General features: G+C 63.4%; 17 protein-coding genes. 9 read left to right on the forward strand and 8 right to left on the reverse strand.

Annotation, left to right across the window (positions count from 1 at the left end; translation table 11 throughout):
* Window positions 1–24: 24 nt before the first annotated feature.
* From gshB to rsmI, 3 genes are all read right to left on the reverse strand, one after another.
* Window positions 25–972 (reverse strand): glutathione synthase, encoded by a 948-nt coding sequence (gene gshB / locus HCN50_RS25925; protein ID WP_171712730.1) that lies wholly within the window; start codon window positions 970–972, stop codon window positions 25–27.
* Window positions 973–1,061: 89 nt separating this feature from the next.
* Entirely contained in the window at window positions 1,062–1,475 is a 414-nt protein-coding gene (locus HCN50_RS25930; protein WP_171712731.1) for a YraN family protein, read from the reverse strand.
* Window positions 1,462–2,415: a 16S rRNA (cytidine(1402)-2'-O)-methyltransferase gene (rsmI, locus tag HCN50_RS25935; RefSeq protein WP_171712732.1), complete on the reverse strand. Its 954-nt coding sequence runs from the start codon at window positions 2,413–2,415 to the stop codon at window positions 1,462–1,464. Before rsmI ends, HCN50_RS25930 begins: the two co-directional genes overlap by 14 nt.
* 228 nt (window positions 2,416–2,643) lie before the next feature.
* Between rsmI and HCN50_RS25940 the strand changes: the two genes are divergently transcribed.
* The 3 genes from HCN50_RS25940 to HCN50_RS25950 all read left to right on the forward strand — a co-directional run bounded on the left by HCN50_RS25940 (window position 2,644) and on the right by HCN50_RS25950 (window position 7,186).
* Complete coding sequence (locus HCN50_RS25940; protein WP_171712733.1) at window positions 2,644–3,852, forward strand: penicillin-binding protein activator; 1,209 nt, start codon at window positions 2,644–2,646, stop codon at window positions 3,850–3,852.
* Window positions 3,853–4,134: 282 nt separating this feature from the next.
* Window positions 4,135–6,459, forward strand: a complete 2,325-nt coding sequence (locus HCN50_RS25945) for an AI-2E family transporter (protein ID WP_171712734.1) — start codon at window positions 4,135–4,137, stop codon at window positions 6,457–6,459.
* A gap of 235 nt (window positions 6,460–6,694) precedes the next feature.
* Window positions 6,695–7,186: an HAD family hydrolase gene (locus HCN50_RS25950; protein ID WP_311968221.1), complete on the forward strand. Its 492-nt coding sequence runs from the start codon at window positions 6,695–6,697 to the stop codon at window positions 7,184–7,186.
* A gap of 43 nt (window positions 7,187–7,229) precedes the next feature.
* Here HCN50_RS25950 and hemW read toward each other — a convergent pair whose 3' ends face one another.
* The 3 genes from hemW to rph are packed head-to-tail and all read right to left on the reverse strand — an operon-like array spanning window position 7,230 to window position 9,749.
* Window positions 7,230–8,402: a radical SAM family heme chaperone HemW gene (gene hemW / locus HCN50_RS25955; protein WP_171712735.1), complete on the reverse strand. Its 1,173-nt coding sequence runs from the start codon at window positions 8,400–8,402 to the stop codon at window positions 7,230–7,232.
* Window positions 8,395–9,024 (reverse strand): RdgB/HAM1 family non-canonical purine NTP pyrophosphatase, encoded by a 630-nt coding sequence (gene rdgB / locus HCN50_RS25960; protein ID WP_171712736.1) that lies wholly within the window; start codon window positions 9,022–9,024, stop codon window positions 8,395–8,397. The genes hemW and rdgB overlap by 8 nt, the downstream gene beginning before the upstream one ends.
* Before the next feature lie 11 nt (window positions 9,025–9,035).
* Window positions 9,036–9,749: a ribonuclease PH gene (rph, locus tag HCN50_RS25965; RefSeq protein ID WP_171712737.1), complete on the reverse strand. Its 714-nt coding sequence runs from the start codon at window positions 9,747–9,749 to the stop codon at window positions 9,036–9,038.
* Between the two features lie 170 nt (window positions 9,750–9,919).
* Here rph and hrcA point away from each other — a divergent pair, with 170 nt between their 5' ends.
* The gene (gene hrcA, locus HCN50_RS25970) at window positions 9,920–11,008 is read left to right on the forward strand and encodes a heat-inducible transcriptional repressor HrcA (RefSeq protein WP_171712738.1); all 1,089 of its coding nucleotides are present in this window, start codon (window positions 9,920–9,922) and stop codon (window positions 11,006–11,008) included.
* A gap of 118 nt (window positions 11,009–11,126) precedes the next feature.
* Window positions 11,127–11,741: a nucleotide exchange factor GrpE gene (grpE, locus tag HCN50_RS25975; RefSeq protein ID WP_171712739.1), complete on the forward strand. Its 615-nt coding sequence runs from the start codon at window positions 11,127–11,129 to the stop codon at window positions 11,739–11,741.
* Between the two features lie 169 nt (window positions 11,742–11,910).
* On the opposite strand, the gene pncA is transcribed toward grpE, so the two are convergent.
* Window positions 11,911–12,624 (reverse strand): bifunctional nicotinamidase/pyrazinamidase, encoded by a 714-nt coding sequence (pncA, locus tag HCN50_RS25980; RefSeq protein ID WP_171712740.1) that lies wholly within the window; start codon window positions 12,622–12,624, stop codon window positions 11,911–11,913.
* 100 nt (window positions 12,625–12,724) lie between these two features.
* Window positions 12,725–13,675, reverse strand: coding sequence for a hypothetical protein (locus HCN50_RS25985; protein ID WP_171712741.1), 951 nt, complete (start codon window positions 13,673–13,675; stop codon window positions 12,725–12,727).
* Window positions 13,676–14,262: 587 nt separating this feature from the next.
* On the opposite strand from HCN50_RS25985, the gene dnaK reads away from it, so the two are divergent.
* The 4 genes from dnaK to HCN50_RS26005 all read left to right on the forward strand — a co-directional run bounded on the left by dnaK (window position 14,263) and on the right by HCN50_RS26005 (window position 18,874).
* A complete protein-coding gene (gene dnaK / locus HCN50_RS25990; RefSeq protein ID WP_171712742.1) occupies window positions 14,263–16,164 on the forward strand; it encodes a molecular chaperone DnaK in 1,902 nt (633 codons plus the stop codon).
* A gap of 144 nt (window positions 16,165–16,308) precedes the next feature.
* Window positions 16,309–17,439, forward strand: a complete 1,131-nt coding sequence (gene dnaJ, locus HCN50_RS25995; protein WP_171712743.1) for a molecular chaperone DnaJ — start codon at window positions 16,309–16,311, stop codon at window positions 17,437–17,439.
* A gap of 206 nt (window positions 17,440–17,645) precedes the next feature.
* On the forward strand, window positions 17,646–18,245 hold the full coding sequence (locus HCN50_RS26000; RefSeq protein ID WP_171712744.1) for a class I SAM-dependent methyltransferase: 600 nt from the start codon (window positions 17,646–17,648) through the stop codon (window positions 18,243–18,245).
* Window positions 18,246–18,295: 50 nt separating this feature from the next.
* The gene (locus HCN50_RS26005) at window positions 18,296–18,874 is read left to right on the forward strand and encodes an NADPH-dependent FMN reductase (RefSeq protein WP_171712745.1); all 579 of its coding nucleotides are present in this window, start codon (window positions 18,296–18,298) and stop codon (window positions 18,872–18,874) included.
* Window position 18,875: the final 1 nt, after the last annotated feature.

An 18,875-nucleotide genomic window follows, 5' to 3' on the forward strand; every position in this document is an offset into this window, starting at 1 on the left:
TTCGGCGGAGGCCGCAAGCGGAAATTACTTTCCGCCGCGCTTCTTCTCGATCGTGTCCCAGATCTTGCCGGCGACATCCGGGCCGTTGAGGCGCTGGATGGCGCGGATGCCCGTCGGCGAGGTCACGTTGATCTCGGTGAGGTTGCCGTCGATCACGTCGATGCCGACGAACAGCAATCCGCGTTCGCGTAAGTCCGGTCCCAGCGTGTCGCAGATCTCGCGCTCGCGCGGGGAAAGCTCGGTGGCCTGCGCAGCGCCACCGCGCACCATATTGGAGCGGAGGTCGTCGGGCGCCGGCACGCGGTTGACGGCGCCGGCGAACTCGCCGTCGACCAGGATGATGCGCTTGTCGCCGTGCTTCACCTCGGGGAGAAAGCGTTGGATCACCCAAGGTTCGCGGAACGTGACAGAGAACATGTCGAACAGTGAGCCGAAATTCATGTCCTGCGGCATGACGCGGAATACGGCAGCACCGCCATGGCCATGCAAGGGCTTCATCACGACCGCGCCGTGCTGGTCGCGGAACGAATTGATTTCGTCGAGGTCGCGCGAGATCAAGGTCGGCGGCATTAGCTGCGGAAAGTTCATCACGAACAGTTTTTCCGGCGCATTGCGCACGGAAGCCGGGTTGTTCACCACCAGCGTCTTCGGGTGGATGCGTTCCAGGAAATGGGTCGAGGTGATGTAGGCGAGGTCGAACGGCGGGTCCTGCCGCAACAGGATGACGTCGAAGGCTTCGAGCGACTCGCGCTTCGGCTCGCCGAGCGTAAAGTGGTCGCCGATCTCATCGCGCACGGTGAGGTGTTGCACCGGCGCTATCAGCTCCCCGCCGCGCAGCGACAGCTTGTCAGGAGTGTAGTAGGAAATCCCGTGGCCGCGCTTCTGCGCCTCGAGCAACAGCGCAAAGGTCGAATCGCCGCGGATGTTGATACGCGCGATGGGGTCCATCTGGACGGCGACATTCAGTTTCATGTGGGATCCGGGTTTGTTGAGGGGGTTATAGCGTTTTCAAGCGAAGTGGGTACCGGTTCGCGTTAAGAAAACGCGTCCAAATGACAATCTCAGGCGCTGGCGTCGAATGCCGCTAACAGATGGCGTGGCAGACGCCTTGGCGCAATCAGCACGGCGTCAAATCGGAGCTCAAATTCGGCATGCTCGGGATGCGCCATCAGCCAGGCCTGGGCGGCATTGATGATGCGCCCCTGCTGGCGTGGCGTGACGGCATAGGCGGCGTCATCCAGGCTGGCACGGGCCTTGACCTCAATGAAGGCCACGAGATTGCGCTTCCCTGCCACCAGGTCGATTTCGCCATAGGGCGTGCGGAAGCGTTTGGCCAGGATACGATAGCCCTTCGCCATCAGATAGGCCGCAGCGCGGCTTTCGGCCGAGAGTCCGGTGCGAAAGGCTGCGACCCGCTCGGGCGCGGCGAGTTTTGCTACGGCATCCGGTGGCAACGTGCCATCAGTTTTCGCCATCGCCGCCTCTGACCTCTCTCGCGAGCTCCAGCGCCCGGGCATAGACCTCGCGGCGCGGCCGCCCCGAAAGCTCGACCGCATGCGCGACGCTGTCCTTGACGCTTTCGCGGGAAAGCGACGAACGCAGCAAGTCGTCGAGATCATGCTGCGTCATGACGTCGGCGTCCTTGCGTGGCGGACCGACGACGAGCACGAATTCGCCGCGGGTTTCCAGCGTATCGGCTGCCTTCGCCAATTCGGCGATGGGGGCGCGCTTGATGTCCTCGTGCAGTTTTGTCAGTTCGCGGCAGATCGCGGCGTCGCGGCCCGCCATGATCTCGGAAAGATCAGCGAGTGTCTCCTGCACCCGGGTGCCGGATTCGAACATCACGAGCGTGGCGTCGATCCTTGCCAGTTCGGCGAGCCGTATCCGCCGCGAGACTTCCTTGGCCGGCAAAAAGCCCTCGAAGAAGAAGCGATCGGTGGGGAGAGCCGCAACGGATAGCGCCGCCAGCACCGAGGATGCGCCGGGCACCGCGATCACGGCATGGCCGGCGGCAGACACTTCACGCACCAGCTTGAAGCCGGGATCCGAGATCAACGGCGTGCCGGCGTCCGATACCAGCGCGATGGAAGCGCCCTGCGCCAGCCGCTCCAGGATTTTCGGCCGCGCCACCGCCGCATTGTGCTCGTGATAGGGCTTGAGTTCCGCCGAGATCGCATAGCGTTCGGTCAGGCGGCGGGTGATGCGGGTGTCCTCGCAGGCGATGATATCGACGCCAGCCAGCGTCTCCAGCGCGCGCAGCGTGATGTCGCCGAGATTGCCGATCGGGGTTGCCACTAGATAGAGGCCGGGCGCCGGCTTCGTTGCGTTCAGGAGGTGACCGCCAATCAAAAATGTTCTCACGGCCGAACCCGGTTCGGTATCAGAGCCGTAGTTTGAACTGGGTTTTGCGCGCATATCGGCAATCTAGAGAGGTCTTGGGTCAAGCGCCATATCCGGCGGATGGCGGCAAAGCCGAAGTTCCGGGAGGTTGAGCCACGGCCGGCGAGGCCGTAATCCTTTTGTTTTGGTTAACTAATTCTCGACAATATGCAGAATCCCAATTGGGTTCAGTAGCGGTTCAGGTGCCTCGGCCCAGAAGGCCGAAATCCTGGCCGACGGCGGTCGGTCAAGAGAAGAGACAGAATGGAAGGCCCGTTCAATCGCAAGCTTGGATCCCCGGACTCGCGGCCGTCAGGCCCGACGCGGCGGACGGCAGTCGGTCTTATCCTCGGCGCGCCCCTGCTCGGCGCCTGCTCCGGCGGCCAGGTTTCCAACCCGCTCGGCCCGTCAGCACCCGACGGACCGGCCGGCCCGCAGCAACAGCCGCTCGCCGTCGGCACTGGCAGCGTCAAGGTAGGCCTGATCCTGCCACTCTCGGCCGCCGGCAACGCCGGCGTCGCCGCGCAATCGATGAAGAACGCGGCCGAGATGGCGCTGGCGGAATTTCAGAATCCGAACATCCAGCTTCTGATCAAGGATGACGGCGGCAGCCCGCAGGGCGCCCAACAAGTCACCCAGCAGGCGCTCGGCGAGGGCGTGGAAATCATCCTGGGACCGCTGTTCGCGGCCTCGGTCCCGGCGACCGCGCAACTGACGCGGGCGCGCGGCATTTCGGTCATTGCGTTCTCGACCGATTCCAGCGTGGCCGGGCGCGGCGTCTATCTGCTTAGCTTCCTGCCCGAATCCGACGTCAACCGGATCGTCGACTATTCCGCCAGCATCGGAAAGCGATCCTTCGCCGCGCTGTTGCCGGACAATGCCTACGGCAACGTGGTGGAAGCGGCGTTCAAGCAGGCGGTCGGCCGCAAGGGGCGCATCGTCGCCTTCGAGAAATACACCGCCGATCGCGCCGGTGCGGCGCGGACGGTGGCGCAATCGCTCGGCTCGGCCGACGCGCTGTTCATCGCCGATGACGGCGAATCGGTCGTGGCGGCGGCCGATGCCCTGACCGCGGCAGGGGCGAACCTGCGCAACATCCAGCTGCTCGGCACCGGGCTTTGGGACAATCCGCGCGTTTACGCGAGCTCCGTGCTGCAGGGCGGGCTCTATGCCGCGCCGGATCCGTCGGGCTTCCGCGCCTTCGCCGGCCGCTACCGTGCCAAATACGGCGCAGACCCCGTGCGCACCGCAACGCTCGCCTATGACGCGGTGGCGCTGGTCGCGGCGTTGTCGAAGCAGGGGAGCCAGCGCTTTGCGGCGGAGACGCTGACCAACCCGTCGGGCTTTGCCGGTATCGACGGGCTGTTCCGTTTCCGCTCCGACGGCACCAATGAGCGGGGCCTCGCAGTGATGAAGGTCGCCAGCGGCGGCAGCACGCCGGTTGCCGGTTCGCCGAAGAGTTTTGGGGCGTAGTTCTAGCCAAAAGTTCGGGATCACCACGGGACAAAACGTGACAGCGCGCATGCCGCTGGATACGACCTCAACTCGCCGAAGCAACTTACTGTTCGTTGCGCCTCGGAGCATCCACCCGCCAGGAATGTACGGCGCGGGACGTGCGACCGGGCCAGGGCTGCGGTCGTAACGCGCGGGGCACGTGCTCCCGGCAGGGCCCATGGAGCGCACCCCAGAACACTCGTTTGGATCGGATCGGCTAATTCCGGGTTAACTCATGTTCAACTTGGAAGGCCAACGCCAATGGCCGATCTGAATCCGGCATCGCCACAGCGATTGCCAGCGGTTCAAACTGCAGCGTCTCCGATCCTGACGGCCGGCAGCATCGTCCTGGCCATCGGAGCCCTCTATTTTGGCAGCGAAATCTTCGTTCCTTTTGCCCTTGCCATCCTGCTGAGCTTTATTCTGACACCGATGGTAAATTGGCTGCGGCGTTGGAGGGTGCCCCGCATCGCCGCAGTGCTGATGGCTGTATCGCTTGCCTTCGTCGTCGTTACAGGCGTCGCTTTGGTCATCGGGCGTCAACTTGTCCAGCTTGCCGACAATCTCCCGAAGTATCAGACCACAATCACCGAGAAGATCCACTCACTGCGGGAATCGGCGCCAGGCGGCAGCGTCGTCAGCAAGGTGACCACAACGGTGGAAGATCTCGGCAAGGAGATCTCGGGCGGAAACAAGAAGTCCGAACCAGTGCAGCCCCGCCTTGGTTCCAGGGTCGAGGAGCCGGTCACTGTCCGATTGGAGGCACCACAGCCCAGGCCCCTCGAACTTATTCGCTCCGTGGTCGGCCCCTTGCTGGCGCCGCTGGCAACGGCCGGGCTGGTCGTCATCTTTGTCATCTTTGTTCTGCTGGAGCGGGAGGACCTGCGCGACCGCTTCATCAAGCTTGCAGGGGCCGGTGATCTTCAAAAAAGCACGCAGGCCATCAACGACGCCGCCACCCGCGTCAGTCGGTACCTGGTGATGCAGCTCATCGTCAATCTGACTTACGGAATACCGATTGGCATCGCGCTCTACTTCGTGGGCGTGCCGAACGCGATTCTGTGGGGGCTGCTCGCTGCGGTTCTCCGTTTCATCCCCTATCTCGGTCCCTTCCTGGCCGCTCTGTTCCCAATTGCCCTAGCGATTGCCGTCGATCCAGGCTGGACCATGCTGTTCTGGGTCGTCGGCCTGTTCCTGGTGGCTGAACTCATCAGCAACAACGTCATCGAGCCCTGGCTCTACGGCTCCAGCACGGGCCTTTCATCATTGGCAATCATTATCGCCGCGATTTTCTGGACGATGTTGTGGGGTCCCGTCGGGCTATTCCTTTCGACGCCACTCACCGTCTGCGTCGTCGTGATCGGACGCTATGTCCCGCAGTTGGAGTTCCTGGGCATTCTTCTCGGCAGCGATCCGGTACTCGCGCCAGAGGAGCAGCTTTACCAACGGCTATTGGCCGGCAATGTGGAAGAGGCGGTGGAGATCGCAGAGGACTATGTCGACGCATGTTCCTCGCGCGAGTTTTACGATAATGTAGCCATTCCCGCTCTTCGCCTTGCTGAGAACGACAGGCAGCGCAATACCAGCGATACAAACTATCGTCGGCTCGTCGCAGACACCGCTGTCTTCGTTGTGCGCGAGGTCGAGGACCATGTCCGGGAAAAAGCTCCGGACGAAGAAAATCTCACCGCCGAGCGGCCATCCATCCTTTGTCTTGCAGGACGGACCGAGCTCGATCACGCCGCTGCGGAAATGATCGCGCAGGTGCTTCAGGAGCGTGGTCTCAGTGCCAAAGTCCTGCCGCCGATCGCAGTCAGCCAAGGTGCGTTGGGCCAGCTCGATCTTCAGGGTATCGATGCAGTTTGCCTGTCCTATTTTCACCCCCAGCCGCAAGTGTACGCGCGATATGCCTTTCGTCGACTGCGCCGCCGCGCTCCTCATGTGAAGTTCGCTGTCTGTTGCTGGAATCTGGCAGCCGGGACGGGGCAGACCGAAGAGCTGAAGCGGCAGACGGCGGCCGATGCAGTTTTCGCGTCGCTTCAAGCCTGTACCGACCAGATTGCCGAATGGACGCACCGTGCTGCAGCCCGCGGCGAGGCTCTCCAGGTCGTTAGCGAGACGGAGCCGACGCAGGTTGCGCCGCTGCACAGAGCCGGTTTGACCGCAGTGCAGCGGCAGGAGCTTGACCACGCCTCCAGAAAGATCGCTCAGGCATTCGAGGTCCCGATCGCGCTTGTATCGTTGAACGATTCCGGCTCGCAGGAAGTCAACGATGCTCACGAGAACTCGCTGGACGCTCACGTCATCGCCGCAAACGATGTGCTGGTTTCCGAGGACGTCACCGAGGACCCGCGTTTCGCGGATGATCCACGCGTACTGGAAAAGGGCATCCGCTTCTATGCCGGAGTGCCTCTTAGGACGTCATCCGGGGAGGCTATAGGATGCCTCTGTTTAGTCGACATGCAGCCGCGCAATTTCCCCGACCAGGAACGCCAGCGATTGCAGGAGATGGCTGGCAAGCTGATGGTGGACATCGAGAAGGGCTTGAGCTTGTCGTTGCCTCCAAGGCCAAGTGACGCGGCGTAGGGCTTGTGGGATTCGCTTCTCACGTAACTTCCAGCCTAAGCCAAGCGAGCTTGTGCTCGTTCGCGTTCGGCAGCTATCCTCGCGCCATGACTTGCTCGGTTCTTCTGGACCTCGGCACCCTGGTCGATTCGCTTCCCGGTATTTGGCGAGCTGCCTTGCGGCGCTGCGCGCCCTTGGACAACCGGATGAAACCGTCGATATTAGACGGGCCATCGGGCTTCCGCTCGAAGACATCATGCAGGTCCTGCTGCAGCCGTATGGAGACGGCAGGGTCGGGGAAGTCGTGGCGGCCTATCGTCAGCATTACGGTGAAAGCGGATTTCTCGGCAGCGTGCCCTATCCGGGAATCGGTCAATCCCTTGCAGAGATGAAGGGGGCGGGATTGCGAATCTATCTAGCGACATCAAAACGGGCGACGTTCGCAACCCGAATCCTGGATCATCTGAACGTTGCCGGATATTTTGATGGCATCCATGGCTCGGTGCCGGGCGGCGAGCTGGATCACAAGCCCGAACTGCTCGCCCATGTTCTGTCCAGGCATGGTCTTTCATCGTCTCGCAGCCCTGATGGTCGGGGATCGCCTATGATATTTCCGGCGCCCACGCGGTTGGAATGCGCGGCCTTGGCGTGCTCTGGGGTTACGGCACCCGAGCTTGAAACGGCGGGGCAGACCATCTGGTGGATTCCCCGCCGATCTCGCTCGGACGGTCCTGTCGATGGTCGATAGGAAACAAGCCGCAGAATAAGCGCGGCGATATGGGTCAAAGTCTTTACGCGGCGAGGTCCGCCACCACGGCGTCGAGCACGGGGAAACCGGCCTTCGTCACGCGCAGGCGTCCATCGGCTTCGACCGATATCGCTCCTTCGTCGCGCAGAAGAGCGATCCGGCTCGGATCGAGCGCGCGGCCGGAGAGCGCGGCATAGCGGCGCGGATCGATGCCCTCGGCGAGACGCAATCCCATCAGCAAGAATTCATCGGCGCGTTCTTCGCTGTTGAGGTGGTCATCGCTGACGACGCCGTGGCCGTTGGCCTCGACGCGCATCAGCCAGGCCTCCGGGCGCTTCTCGGTCGCGGTGGCATATCGCGCACCGTCGATGTCGAGACGGCCGTGTGCGCCGGGGCCGATGCCGGCATATTCCTCGCCGCGCCAATAGAGGAGATTGTGCTGGCACTCCGCGCCTTCGCGCGCGTGATTGGAAATCTCGTAGGCCGGCAAGCCATGATGCGCGCAAACTTCCTGTGTGACGTCGTAGAGCGCGCGGGCAACCGTCTCGTCCGGCGTCTTCAATTTGCCCGCGGCATGCAGGCCGAAGAACGGCGTGCCTTCCTCGATCGTGAGCTGGTAGAGCGAGAGATGTTCGGCGGCTTCGGAAATCGCGAGCTTCAATTCATCCGCCCACATCTGCGGCGTCTGGTCGGGGCGGGCATAGATCAGATCGAACGAATAGCGGTCGAACGCGGTGCGGGCGATCGCAACGGCATCGAGCGCCTCGCGCGCGCTGTGCAGCCGTCCCAGCGCCTTCAGCGAGGCATCGTCGAGCGCCTGTACGCCAAGCGAGACGCGATTGACGCCGGCTGAGCGATAACCGCGAAATCGGGTCGCCTCGACGCTGGTCGGATTGGCCTCCAACGTGACCTCGACATTGTCAGCGACGCGCCAATGTTTTCCGATCGCATCCAGAACGGCGCCGACGGTGTTTGGCTGCATCAGCGACGGCGTGCCCCCGCCGAGAAAGATCGATGTGACGGTTCGTCCCGGCGCCCGCGCAGCGGTGGTTTCGATCTCGCGCGCAAAGGCGCGGGCAAATCGCTCTTCGTCGATGGGAGCGTGGCGAACGTGGCTGTTGAAATCGCAATACGGACATTTCGACAGGCAGAACGGCCAGTGCACATAGACGCCGAAGGCTGCGCGCTTGGCGTAATGTCGTTCAGCGCTAGCCAAGGCAGATCTCCGCCAGCTTCACAAAGGCGCGGGCTCGGTGCGACAGCCCGAGCCCGATCGGTGGCAGGCCGTGCTTTTCGATCGAGGTCATCTCGCCGAAGGTCCTTGTGTGCCCATCAGGCAGGAACATCGGATCATAGCCGAAACCGGCGGTGCCGCGCGGCGGCCAGACCAAGGTTCCGTCGGCGCGCGCCTCGACTTCCTCAAGATGGCCATCGGGCCAGGCGACGCATAGCGCGGACACGAAATGCGCTTTTCGTTGCTCCGGCGCGGTTGCGCCGCGCTCCTGCAGCAGGCGCTCGATCCGCGTCATCGCGGCCGTGAAATCCTTGCCCTCGCCGGCCCACCGCGCGGAATAAATCCCGGGCGCGCCGTCGAGCGCATCAACCACGAGGCCGGAATCGTCGGCAAAGGCCGGAAACTGGGTTGTTTTCGCCGCCGCCATCGCCTTGATCGCTGCGTTGGCCCGAAACGTGTTGCCGGTTTCCTCGGGCTCGACGAGCCCGAGTTCGCCCGCCGATATCACCTCGACGCCATGCGGCGCGAGCAGTTCCTGCATCTCGGCAAGCTTGCCGGGATTGTGGGTCGCGATCACGAGCCGGCCGGTGATTCGACGGTGCATGTGCGATCAGACTACGCGACGGCCAGCTTCTGCAAGTCCACCAGGCGCGCGACACCCTTGCGCGCGAGTTCCATCAGCGCGAGGAACTCGTCCTGCGAGAACGGCGTCTTTTCGGCGGTGCCCTGCACCTCGATGATGCGACCGTCGCCGGTCATGACGAAATTGGCATCGGTCTCGGCCTCGGAATCCTCGGCATAATCGAGGTCGAGCACCGGTGTGCCCTGATAGATGCCGCAGGAGATCGCGGCGACATTGTCGCGCAGCACGTGGGTCTTCAGCATGTTGCGGCCCTTCATCCAGGAGATGCAGTCGGCCAGCGCCACCCAGGCGCCGGTGATCGAGGCGGTGCGCGTGCCGCCATCGGCCTGGATCACGTCGCAATCGACGGTGATCTGGCGCTCGCCGAGTGCCTCCAGGTCGACGGCCGCGCGCAAGGAACGCCCGATCAGTCGCTGGATCTCGACGGTGCGACCGCCCTGCTTGCCGGCGGCGGCCTCGCGGCGGGTGCGTTCCAGCGTGGCGCGCGGCAGCATGCCGTATTCGGCGGTGACCCAGCCGCGGCCCTGGCCCTTCAGCCAGGGCGGCAGTCGTTCTTCCAGCGTGGCAGTGACCAGCACGTGGGTATCGCCGAATTTCACCATGCAGGAACCTTCGGCGTATTTGACGACGCCGCGTTCCAGCGACACGGGGCGCAACTGATCGGGCGCACGGCGGCTTGGCCGCATGGGAAATCCTTTCGAAAATCGAGCGAAAATTCGTTTGCGGTGCTTGTAGGAGGGGGCGCGGGCAGCGGCAAGGGTTTTGGCAAGGGTTTTTGGCCGCTTAATTGGCGGGCAAAGCGCGCTTGTCATCAGCCCACTGGGACGACAAATTAGGGGCTATCAGGGAGTTAACAGTGGCCCACCACGATCCGATCGGCCTGATCGCGCCGCCTGCGGGGCTTGCCCAGCTCAACGAGCGTTCGCGCGACATTTTCCGGCAAATCGTCGAGAGCTATCTCGCGACCGGCGAGCCTGTCGGCTCGCGCAACGTTTCGCGCCTGATCGCGGTGCCGTTGTCGCCGGCGTCGGTCCGCAACGTGATGTCGGACCTCGAAGCGCTCGGCCTGATCTACGCGCCCCACACCTCGGCAGGCCGTCTTCCCACCGAGCTCGGCTTACGCTTCTTCGTCGACGCGCTGATGCAGGTCGGCGATCTCACCGAGCCGGAGCGGGAATCGATCCAGAGCCAGCTTGCCTCCGTCGGGCGGGCGCAATCGGTCGAAGCCGCGCTCGGCGAGGCGTTGACGCGGCTCTCCGGCTTGACCCGGGCCGCCGCGGTGGTGCTGACGGCCAAATCCAATTCGCGGTTGAAACACATCGAATTCGTCCGTCTGGAGCCGGAGCGCGCGCTGGTCGTGCTGGTCGGCGAAGACGGCCAGGTCGAAAACCGCGTGCTGACGCTGCCGCCCGGGGTGCCTTCGTCGGCGCTGACCGAAGCGAGCAACTTCCTCAATGCGCGGATTCGCGGCCGAACGCTGGCCGAAGCGCGCCTCGAGCTCGAAACCGCGATGGCGCAGAGCCGCATCGAGCTCGATCAGTTGACGCAGAAGGTGATCGAGGCGGGCATTGCGAGCTGGTCGGGGGGCGAACACGAAGAACGGCAATTGATCGTCCGTGGCCACGCCAATTTGCTGGAAGATCTGCATGCGCTGGAAGATCTCGAGCGCGTCAAGTCGCTGTTCGACGATCTTGAGACCAAGCGCGGCGTGATCGATCTGCTGGGTCGAGCCGAGCGTGCCGAAGGCGTGCGGATCTTCATCGGATCGGAGAACAAGCTGTTCTCGCTGTCCGGTTCCTCGACCATCATTGCGCCTTATGGCGATGCTTCGGGCCGCATCGTCGGTGTTCTCGGCGTGATCGGGCCAACCCGGCTGAATTATGCGCGGGTGATTCCGACGGTGGATTATGCTGCCCGGATCGTCAGCCGGATGCTGGGCGGCTGATCCGCCACGAATCGACATCAATCCGGGCGGGTTGCGCTTGATTTTCGGCCCCTAAAGCACGATATCCCGCTCAGCAAATCCCCATCCAACCAGATGCGTTTTTTGAGAAGGCAGTCTTATGACCGATCCCAACCGGCCGAGTGACGACGGGACACAACCCGCCAACCAGACCGGCGAGCCCGTGGTCTCAAAACCTTACGTCATGCCCGACGATCCCGAGGAAGGATCGGTCGAGGCGTTGACGAAGGAAGTAGCGGAAGCGCGCGACAAGATGCTGCGCACGCTGGCGGAGATGGAAAACCTGCGCAGGCGCACTGCCAAGGAGGTGGCCGACGCGCGCGTTTACGGCATCACCGGCTTTGCGCGCGACATCCTCGAGATCGCCGACAATCTGCAGCGCGCGCTGGATGCGATACCGGCTGAGGTGAAGGAGACCGCCGATCCCGGCATCAAGGCCTTCATCGAAGGCGTCGAGCTGACCGAGCGTTCGCTGCTCAACACGCTGGAGAAGAACGGCGTCAAGAAATTCGATCCGTCGGGCGAGAAGTTCGATCCGAATTTCCAGCAGGCCATGTACGAAGTCCCCGACGCGTCCGTCCCATCGGGAACGGTGGTTCAGGTCGTGCAGGCCGGCTTCATGATCGGCGACCGCGTGCTGCGCCCGGCACTCGTCGGCGTCTCCAAGGGCGGCGCAAAGGCCGCGCCGGCGGCTGCTCCCTCAGAGCAAAGCTAAGCCTCTCGAGAGCAAAGCCAAGTCTCTCGTGTCCCGGACGCGGTGCAGCGCTTCTGGCGCTGCTCCGCAGAGCCGGGACCCACTTCTCGCCGCGCCGATGGACCCCGGATCAGCAGCGCACCACGCCGCGAAGAGCGGCGCGCTGCGCAGCATCCGGGGAACGCGACTCCTACACCGCGATATCGCCCGACTGGATGCGCTTGACGCCGGCTTTGGTCATGTCGGCCCAGGCTTTGGCGAGCGAGCCCTGAAGGTCGATGCCGCGGCAGGCGTCTTCGATCACATAGGTTTCAAAGCCCGCCTTGCGCGCGTCGAGCGCGCTCCATGCCACGCAGTAATCGGTGGCAAGGCCGGCGAGGAACACCCGCTTCACTTTGCGCGCTTTCAAGTAGGCGGCAAGCCCCGTCGAGGTCTTGCCGTCGGCCTCGGTGAAGGCCGAATAGCTGTCGACGTTCTTGTTGAAACCCTTGCGGATGACGAGGCCGGCATGCGGGATTGCGAGGTCCTTCGACAGCGATGCGCCCTCGGTCCCCTGCACGCAATGATCCGGCCACAGTACCTGCTTGCCGTAGGGAAGGTCGACCGTCTCGAACGGCTTCTTGCCGGAATGCGATGTCGCGAACGAGACGTGGTCCGCGGTGTGCCAGTCCTGCGTCAGCACCACGTTGGCAAAGCCCTTGGCGATCCGGTTGATGATCGGAACGACCTGCTCGCCATCCTTGACCGCGAGGCTGCCGCCAGGAAGGAAGCAATTTTGTACGTCGATAACGATGAGCGCGGAGGCGTCATCCGGCTTGATCGGTGCGGCCATGATTGCTCCTGGTGCGAGGGTAGCGACCGATGTCGCGCCGAGACCAGTTAGGACCAGCCTGCGAGAAAGCATAGCACATCTCCCCTGTTGCGAACCCGGACAGGGGAAAGGCTAGTTAGATGTATGTACGAACGGAAGCCCGAAATTGCAGCGTGGGCCGCGAATTCCCGGATCAGGTCCGCGGCTGGATTCCGTCGCGCACGGCGCGAAAGCGCGGGAACGCCTTGGTCCACTCTTCGCGCGGCGAAGAGCCGATGATGCGCATCGAGGTCTGCGAGCCGAACCGCAGCCACTGAACGATGGTAACAGGCGTATTGTCCTTGCCGCTGATCGCGTCGATCCGCGTCTCGTAGCCGGGCTGGCCGTCGATGCGGACCGGTTCGGACATCGTGATCCGCCCGTCGCGCACGCCGGGAATCGTGGTCGCGATCTGCTGGGCAAAGCGGCCGCGATCGTCGGGCGAGGCTGCGGTCTGGCCGATCAGCCCGATGATCATGAACGGGGCGATCTCAAAACCCTTCTTTTCATCGCTGTCGGAGAGAATGAGCGCGGCGCCCGGCGCCAGCGTGCGGACGTTCTTGAAGCTCGAGAGTTCGCTGATCTTGAACGGCATCAGCCCAAGCTGCTCATCGACCGGCACCTCGATGCGGATCGCGGCAGAAGCGAACATCTGCCGCACGGCATCGTCGGTGTAGATCTTCGCGGCGTTCTCCGGCACCTGCACGGCGACATAGCCGGAGAAGGTGGGGCCAGGCAGGATCATCGAATAGCGGCGCACATTGGTGGCGCCGTCCTTGGCGTTCTCGACGGTGTAGTAGCCGAGTCCCGCCGCGGTCTCGATGCTCTCCGGCTTGATGCCGCCGGTGCCGGTGGGGTTGGCCTTGAAGGCGTTGGCGACCTCGCCATAGGCCTCGGCGGGCAGGTCGGCGACCAGCACCTTGACGCTGTGGTCCTCGGTCTCGAATCCGGTGAATGCCTTGGCCTTGTTGAGGCCGACGAGCGGCGTCATGCCCACCCTGGCTCCCGCCGGGAAGACCGGGTCGGCGGCGAATGCGGAAGCGGCAACGCCAGCAGATATGGCGGCAACAAGGGCAACCGCAGCAAAGTATCGAAGTGGCTTCATGGAGAATCTACCGGTTTGCATGGAGGCCGTTCAGTGGTCGGACGATGCAGCGAGTGGAATCTAAGCGAGTGGAATTCTGAGTCTTGGGCCTCGGGGCACGACGGGGTCGTTCCGTTCGGCCCGCTTTTAACGGTTTTGATGTCCCTGCAACAGGGCAGGGCAGGCGTCCGTTCCCCCGTTGCGTTTCGATATATCGGCTATTTCGCGGGATTTTGCCCGGCCTCCGGGCTCTTTTTGAGGCGCTTGCAGCGGCCAAATACCGCTCCCCCTCCCACATGGCGGGGCCCGCACGGTGGGGATGATGCCCATTGCTGCGCCACGCTTCGGCAGCGCGCGCGGGTGTCGCCGGCCTTGCCGATTTCTTAACGCCACGTGAGGGCTGTGCCCGCCCGGCCCCGCGCTGACACAATCTTTCAAACGTCAGGCTTTTCAGGCCTTAAGCTTGCGTTCGGTCCTTGCAGGGGCAACCCACCCTCCTATATGAGGCTCACCGTCGCAATATCGCGAGTATTTGAACGTTGGGGGTTCGGTTAGGTGCGCCGTCCAGGGCCCAGCCAACCTGCCGCAAAAAGAAGGATATGAGGACCATGGGAAAGGTCATTGGGATCGATCTCGGCACCACGAATTCGTGCGTTGCCGTAATGGATGGCAAGACTGCGAAAGTCATCGAGAACGCGGAAGGCATGCGCACCACGCCTTCGATCGTTGCCGTCACCGATGACGGCGAGCGCCTCGTCGGCCAGCCTGCCAAGCGTCAGGCGGTGACCAATCCCGAGCGTACGTTCTTTGCGGTGAAGCGCCTAATCGGCCGCCGCTACGACGACCCGATGGTCGAGAAGGACAAGAAGCTCGTTCCCTACAAGATCGTCAAGGCATCGAACGGCGACGCCTGGGTTGAGGCCGACGGCAAAACCTATTCGCCCTCGCAGGTCTCGGCCTTCATCCTGCAGAAGATGAAGGAGACCGCGGAAGCCCATCTCGGCCAGAAAGTCGAGCAGGCCGTCATCACCGTGCCCGCCTATTTCAACGACGCCCAGCGCCAGGCTACCAAGGACGCCGGCAAGATCGCCGGTCTCGAAGTGCTGCGCATCATCAACGAGCCAACGGCGGCCGCGCTGGCCTATGGCCTCGACAAGGCGAAGGCCGGCACGATCGCGGTCTACGACCTCGGCGGCGGCACTTTCGACGTCTCGATTCTCGAAATCGGCGACGGCGTGTTCGAGGTGAAGTCCACCAACGGCGACACCTTCCTCGGCGGTGAAGACTTCGACATGCGCCTTGTCGGCTATCTGGCGGATGAGTTCCAGAAGGAGCAGGGCATCAACCTGCGCAACGACAAGCTGGCCCTGCAGCGCCTGAAGGAGGCCGCTGAAAAGGCCAAGATCGAGCTGTCGTCGACGACGCAGACCGAAATCAACCTGCCCTTCATCACGGCGGACCAGACCGGGCCGAAGCATCTGACGATGAAATTGACCCGCGCCAAGTTCGAGGCGCTCGTCGACGATCTCATCCAGAAGACCATCGAGCCCTGCCGCAAGGCGCTGAAGGACGCAGGCCTGACCGCAGCCGAAATTGGCGAAGTGGTGCTGGTCGGCGGCATGACTCGCATGCCGAAGGTTCAGGAAGTCGTGAAGCAGCTGTTCGGCAAGGAGCCGCACAAGGGCGTCAACCCGGACGAGGTCGTCGCTATCGGTGCCGCGATCCAGGCCGGCGTGCTGCAGGGCGACGTCAAGGACGTGCTGCTGCTCGACGTGACCCCGCTGTCGCTCGGCATCGAGACGCTGGGTGGCGTGTTCACCCGCATCATCGACCGCAACACCACGATCCCGACCAAGAAGAGCCAGGTATTCTCGACCGCCGAGGACAACCAGAACGCCGTCACCATCCGCGTCTTCCAGGGTGAGCGCGAAATGGCCGCGGACAACAAGGTGCTCGGCCAGTTCGACCTGATGGGCATTCCGCCGGCGCCGCGCGGCATGCCGCAGATCGAGGTGACGTTCGACATCGACGCCAACGGCATTGTCAATGTCTCCGCCAAGGACAAGGCGACCGGCAAGGAGCAGCAGATCCGGATCCAGGCATCCGGCGGTCTCTCGGAAGCCGACATCCAGAAGATGGTCAAGGACGCCGAGGCCAATGCGGCCGAAGACAAGAAGCGCCGCGAGGCGGTCGACGCCAAGAATCATGCCGACGCGCTGGTGCATTCGACCGAGAAGGCGCTGGCCGAGCACGGTTCGAAGGTCGCCGAAAGCGAGCGCCGCGCCATCGAGGATGCCGTCAGCGATCTGAAGGAAGCGCTGAAGGGCGACGATGCCGAGGCCATCAAGGCCAAGACCAATACGCTGGCGCAGGCTTCGATGAAGCTCGGCGAGGCGATGTACAAGCAGCAGGCCGAGGCGGACGCCAAGAAGGATGCTGCCAAGGATGATGTGGTCGACGCGGAGTTCACCGAGGTCGACGACGACAAGAACACCAAGAAGTCGGCTTAAAGCGGGCTTTCGATCATGACCCTCATCCAAAAGAGCGCGAGCGCTGCGTTCGATGGGTGAGGGTCATTTTTCTTTAAGCCGATGGCGGCATCTTTTTCGATTGAGGTGCTTCGGCATGAAGGCAAATTCGGGCGGGTTTGACTGATGTCCACCAAGCGCTGCTATTACGAAACCCTGGAAGTTGATCGGAACGCGGACGAGTCCAAGCTGAAGGCGGCGTTCCGCAAGCTGGCGATGAAATGGCATCCGGACAGGAATCCAGGCGATGCCACCAGCGAAATGAAATTCAAGGAAATCAACGAGGCCTACGAAGTCCTGAAAGACGGCGACAAGCGCGCCGCCTATGACCGCTATGGCCACGCCGCGTTCGAGCAGGGCATGGGCGGCGGCGGTCCCGGCTTCGGCGCCGGCTTCGCCTCGTCATTCTCGGATATTTTCGAAGACCTGTTCGGCATGGCCGGACAGCGGCGCAGCGGCGGACGCGAGCGCGGCGCCGATTTGCGCTACAACATGGAGATCACGCTGGAAGAGGCGTTCCAGGGCAAGACCGCGCAGATCGAGATTCCGGTTTCGGTCACCTGCGAACCCTGTTCGGGCACCGGCGCCAAGGCCGGCACCAAGCCGAAGACCTGCTCGATGTGCGGCGGTGCGGGGCGCGTGCGCCAGGCTCAGGGCTTCTTCACGCTGGAGCGGACCTGCCCCGGCTGCCAGGGCCGTGGCCAGATGATCGAGGATGCCTGCCCGAACTGTTCGGGCACCGGACGGGTGACGCGCGACCGCACGCTGTCGGTCAATATCCCCCAGGGCGTCGAGGATGGCACGCGCATTCGCCTGGCCGGCGAAGGCGAAGCCGGCATCCGCGGCGGTCCGCCCGGCGATCTCTATATTTTCCTGTCGCTCGCCACTCACGAGTTCTTCCAGCGCGACGGCGCCGACCTGCATTGCCGGGTTCCGATCTCGATGGTCGCGGCCGCGCTCGGCGGCGAATTCGAGGTCCCGACCATCGACAAGGGCAAGACCAAGGTGAAAGTGCCGGCCGGGACGCAGTCCGGCCGCCGTTTCCGCATTGCATCAAAGGGCATGCCGGTGCTGCGCTCGCGCCAGACCGGCGATATGTATGTCCAGGTTGTGGTCGAAACGCCGCAGAATCTGACCAAGAAGCAGCAGGAACTGCTCGCCGAGTTCGAAAAATTGTCGTCCGGCGCCACCCAGCCGGAAGCGGCCGGCTTCTTCACCAAGGTCAAGGACTTCTTCGGCAACCGCGCCAGCTCCTGAACCGCGCGCACGCAAGCCCGGCGAGCCAGGTCTCGCCCGTCGGTCATGATTCATTCAGCTTGCACAGTGTGTTATCGCCGCACCGCGGGCCCTTTGGCGCGCCTTACGCACTACCGTTTGGCTTGACCACATCCCGATCGACCTATACGTGTTTATGACTGTTTTCTGACATCCCCGCATCAAAGCGGGTCCCGCCTGGTAGCGACATGCCTTTGCAATCGTCCGTGCGTGCGTTGAAGAAGCCTCGTCTCGATGATGAGGTTCGCTTCCTCCGTTCATGGATCGAAAAGCCGCTGCACATGGGCGCGGTGATGCCGTCGAGCAAGCTGCTCGCTCGCACTATGGCGCAATATGTCGAGGTCGAATCCGATGGACCGGTGATCGAACTCGGGCCCGGCACCGGCGCGATCACCAACGCGCTGATTGAGCATGGCGTCGACCAGAGGCGTCTGGTGCTGGTCGAGTACAATCCTGGCTTCTGTGCGCTGTTGCGCGACCGCTATCCGCAGGCCAGGGTGGTGCAGGGCGATGCCTATGCGCTGCGCGACTCGCTCGGCGGTGTGCTCGAGGCGCCGGCCTCTGCCGTCGTCTCCGGCCTGCCGCTGGTCACCAAGCCGATGCTGACGCGCCTGAAGCTGATCCGCGATGCCTTCCTGGCGCTCGCGCCCGGCGCGCCCTTCGTGCAGTTCACCTATTCGGTCGCGCCGCCGATCCCGAAATCGCTGCCGGGCGTGTCCACAGAAGCTTCCGAGCGGATCTGGATGAACCTTCCGCCCGCCCGGGTCTGGGTGTATCGCAAGGGCTGAGCCGCCCGGCGCCATCGCGCGGGGCTTGTCCTGAACGCGATTTCTAAAATATGTCCGCGCTGAAAATCCTCGTGATCCCGGGATCGCTACGCACAGGCTCGCTCAATGCGAAGCTGGCTGCCGTTGCCGCGCATGCACTGGCGCAGGAAGGCGCCGACGTCACTCGCATCTCGCTCGGTGACTTTCCGCTGCCAATCTATGACGGCGACCTGCAGGCGAAATCCGGCGTGCCCAAGCATGCGGTCAATTTGAAACGGATGATGGCAGCCCATCATGGCGTCCTGATCGTGACGCCGGAATACAATTCCTCAGTGCCGGCGCTGGTGAAAAACACCATCGACTGGGTGAGCCGGGTGCAGGACGCGCACGAGATCCGCGGGCAGGTGTTCCGCGATCGGGTGTTTGCGATCGCCTCCGCTTCCGGCAACCGGTTCGGCGGCGTTCGCGCGCTGGCGGCGCTGCGGCTGATCCTGTCGGCCTGCCATGCGCAGGTGATCCCGAACCAGCTTGCGCTGGCATTCGCCGAGGATGCCTATGACGAGATGGACCATCTGAAGCATCCCACGGACGCCGAGGCGCTGAAAGCGCTGGTGCGGCAGTTGATCGACGTTTCCCAACGGATGATGTGAG

The organism is Bradyrhizobium archetypum, assembly GCF_013114835.1.
Taxonomy (GTDB): domain Bacteria; phylum Pseudomonadota; class Alphaproteobacteria; order Rhizobiales; family Xanthobacteraceae; genus Bradyrhizobium; species Bradyrhizobium archetypum.

Coding starts and splice junctions, on each gene's coding strand:
- dnaK (WP_171712742.1), top strand. CDS start 14,263: ATGGGAAAGGTCATTGGGATCGATCTCGGCACCACGAATTCGTGCGTT.
- HCN50_RS25945 (WP_171712734.1), top strand. CDS start 4,135: ATGGCCGATCTGAATCCGGCATCGCCACAGCGATTGCCAGCGGTTCAA.
- rdgB (WP_171712736.1), bottom strand. CDS start 9,024: ATGCACCGTCGAATCACCGGCCGGCTCGTGATCGCGACCCACAATCCC.
- HCN50_RS25985 (WP_171712741.1), bottom strand. CDS start 13,675: ATGAAGCCACTTCGATACTTTGCTGCGGTTGCCCTTGTTGCCGCCATA.
- HCN50_RS26005 (WP_171712745.1), top strand. CDS start 18,296: ATGTCCGCGCTGAAAATCCTCGTGATCCCGGGATCGCTACGCACAGGC.
- grpE (WP_171712739.1), top strand. CDS start 11,127: ATGACCGATCCCAACCGGCCGAGTGACGACGGGACACAACCCGCCAAC.
- dnaJ (WP_171712743.1), top strand. CDS start 16,309: ATGTCCACCAAGCGCTGCTATTACGAAACCCTGGAAGTTGATCGGAAC.
- gshB (WP_171712730.1), bottom strand. CDS start 972: ATGAAACTGAATGTCGCCGTCCAGATGGACCCCATCGCGCGTATCAAC.
- rph (WP_171712737.1), bottom strand. CDS start 9,749: ATGCGGCCAAGCCGCCGTGCGCCCGATCAGTTGCGCCCCGTGTCGCTG.
- HCN50_RS25940 (WP_171712733.1), top strand. CDS start 2,644: ATGGAAGGCCCGTTCAATCGCAAGCTTGGATCCCCGGACTCGCGGCCG.
- pncA (WP_171712740.1), bottom strand. CDS start 12,624: ATGCTTTCTCGCAGGCTGGTCCTAACTGGTCTCGGCGCGACATCGGTC.
- rsmI (WP_171712732.1), bottom strand. CDS start 2,415: ATGCGCGCAAAACCCAGTTCAAACTACGGCTCTGATACCGAACCGGGT.
- HCN50_RS26000 (WP_171712744.1), top strand. CDS start 17,646: ATGCCTTTGCAATCGTCCGTGCGTGCGTTGAAGAAGCCTCGTCTCGAT.
- HCN50_RS25950 (WP_311968221.1), top strand. CDS start 6,695: ATGCAGGTCCTGCTGCAGCCGTATGGAGACGGCAGGGTCGGGGAAGTC.
- HCN50_RS25930 (WP_171712731.1), bottom strand. CDS start 1,475: ATGGCGAAAACTGATGGCACGTTGCCACCGGATGCCGTAGCAAAACTC.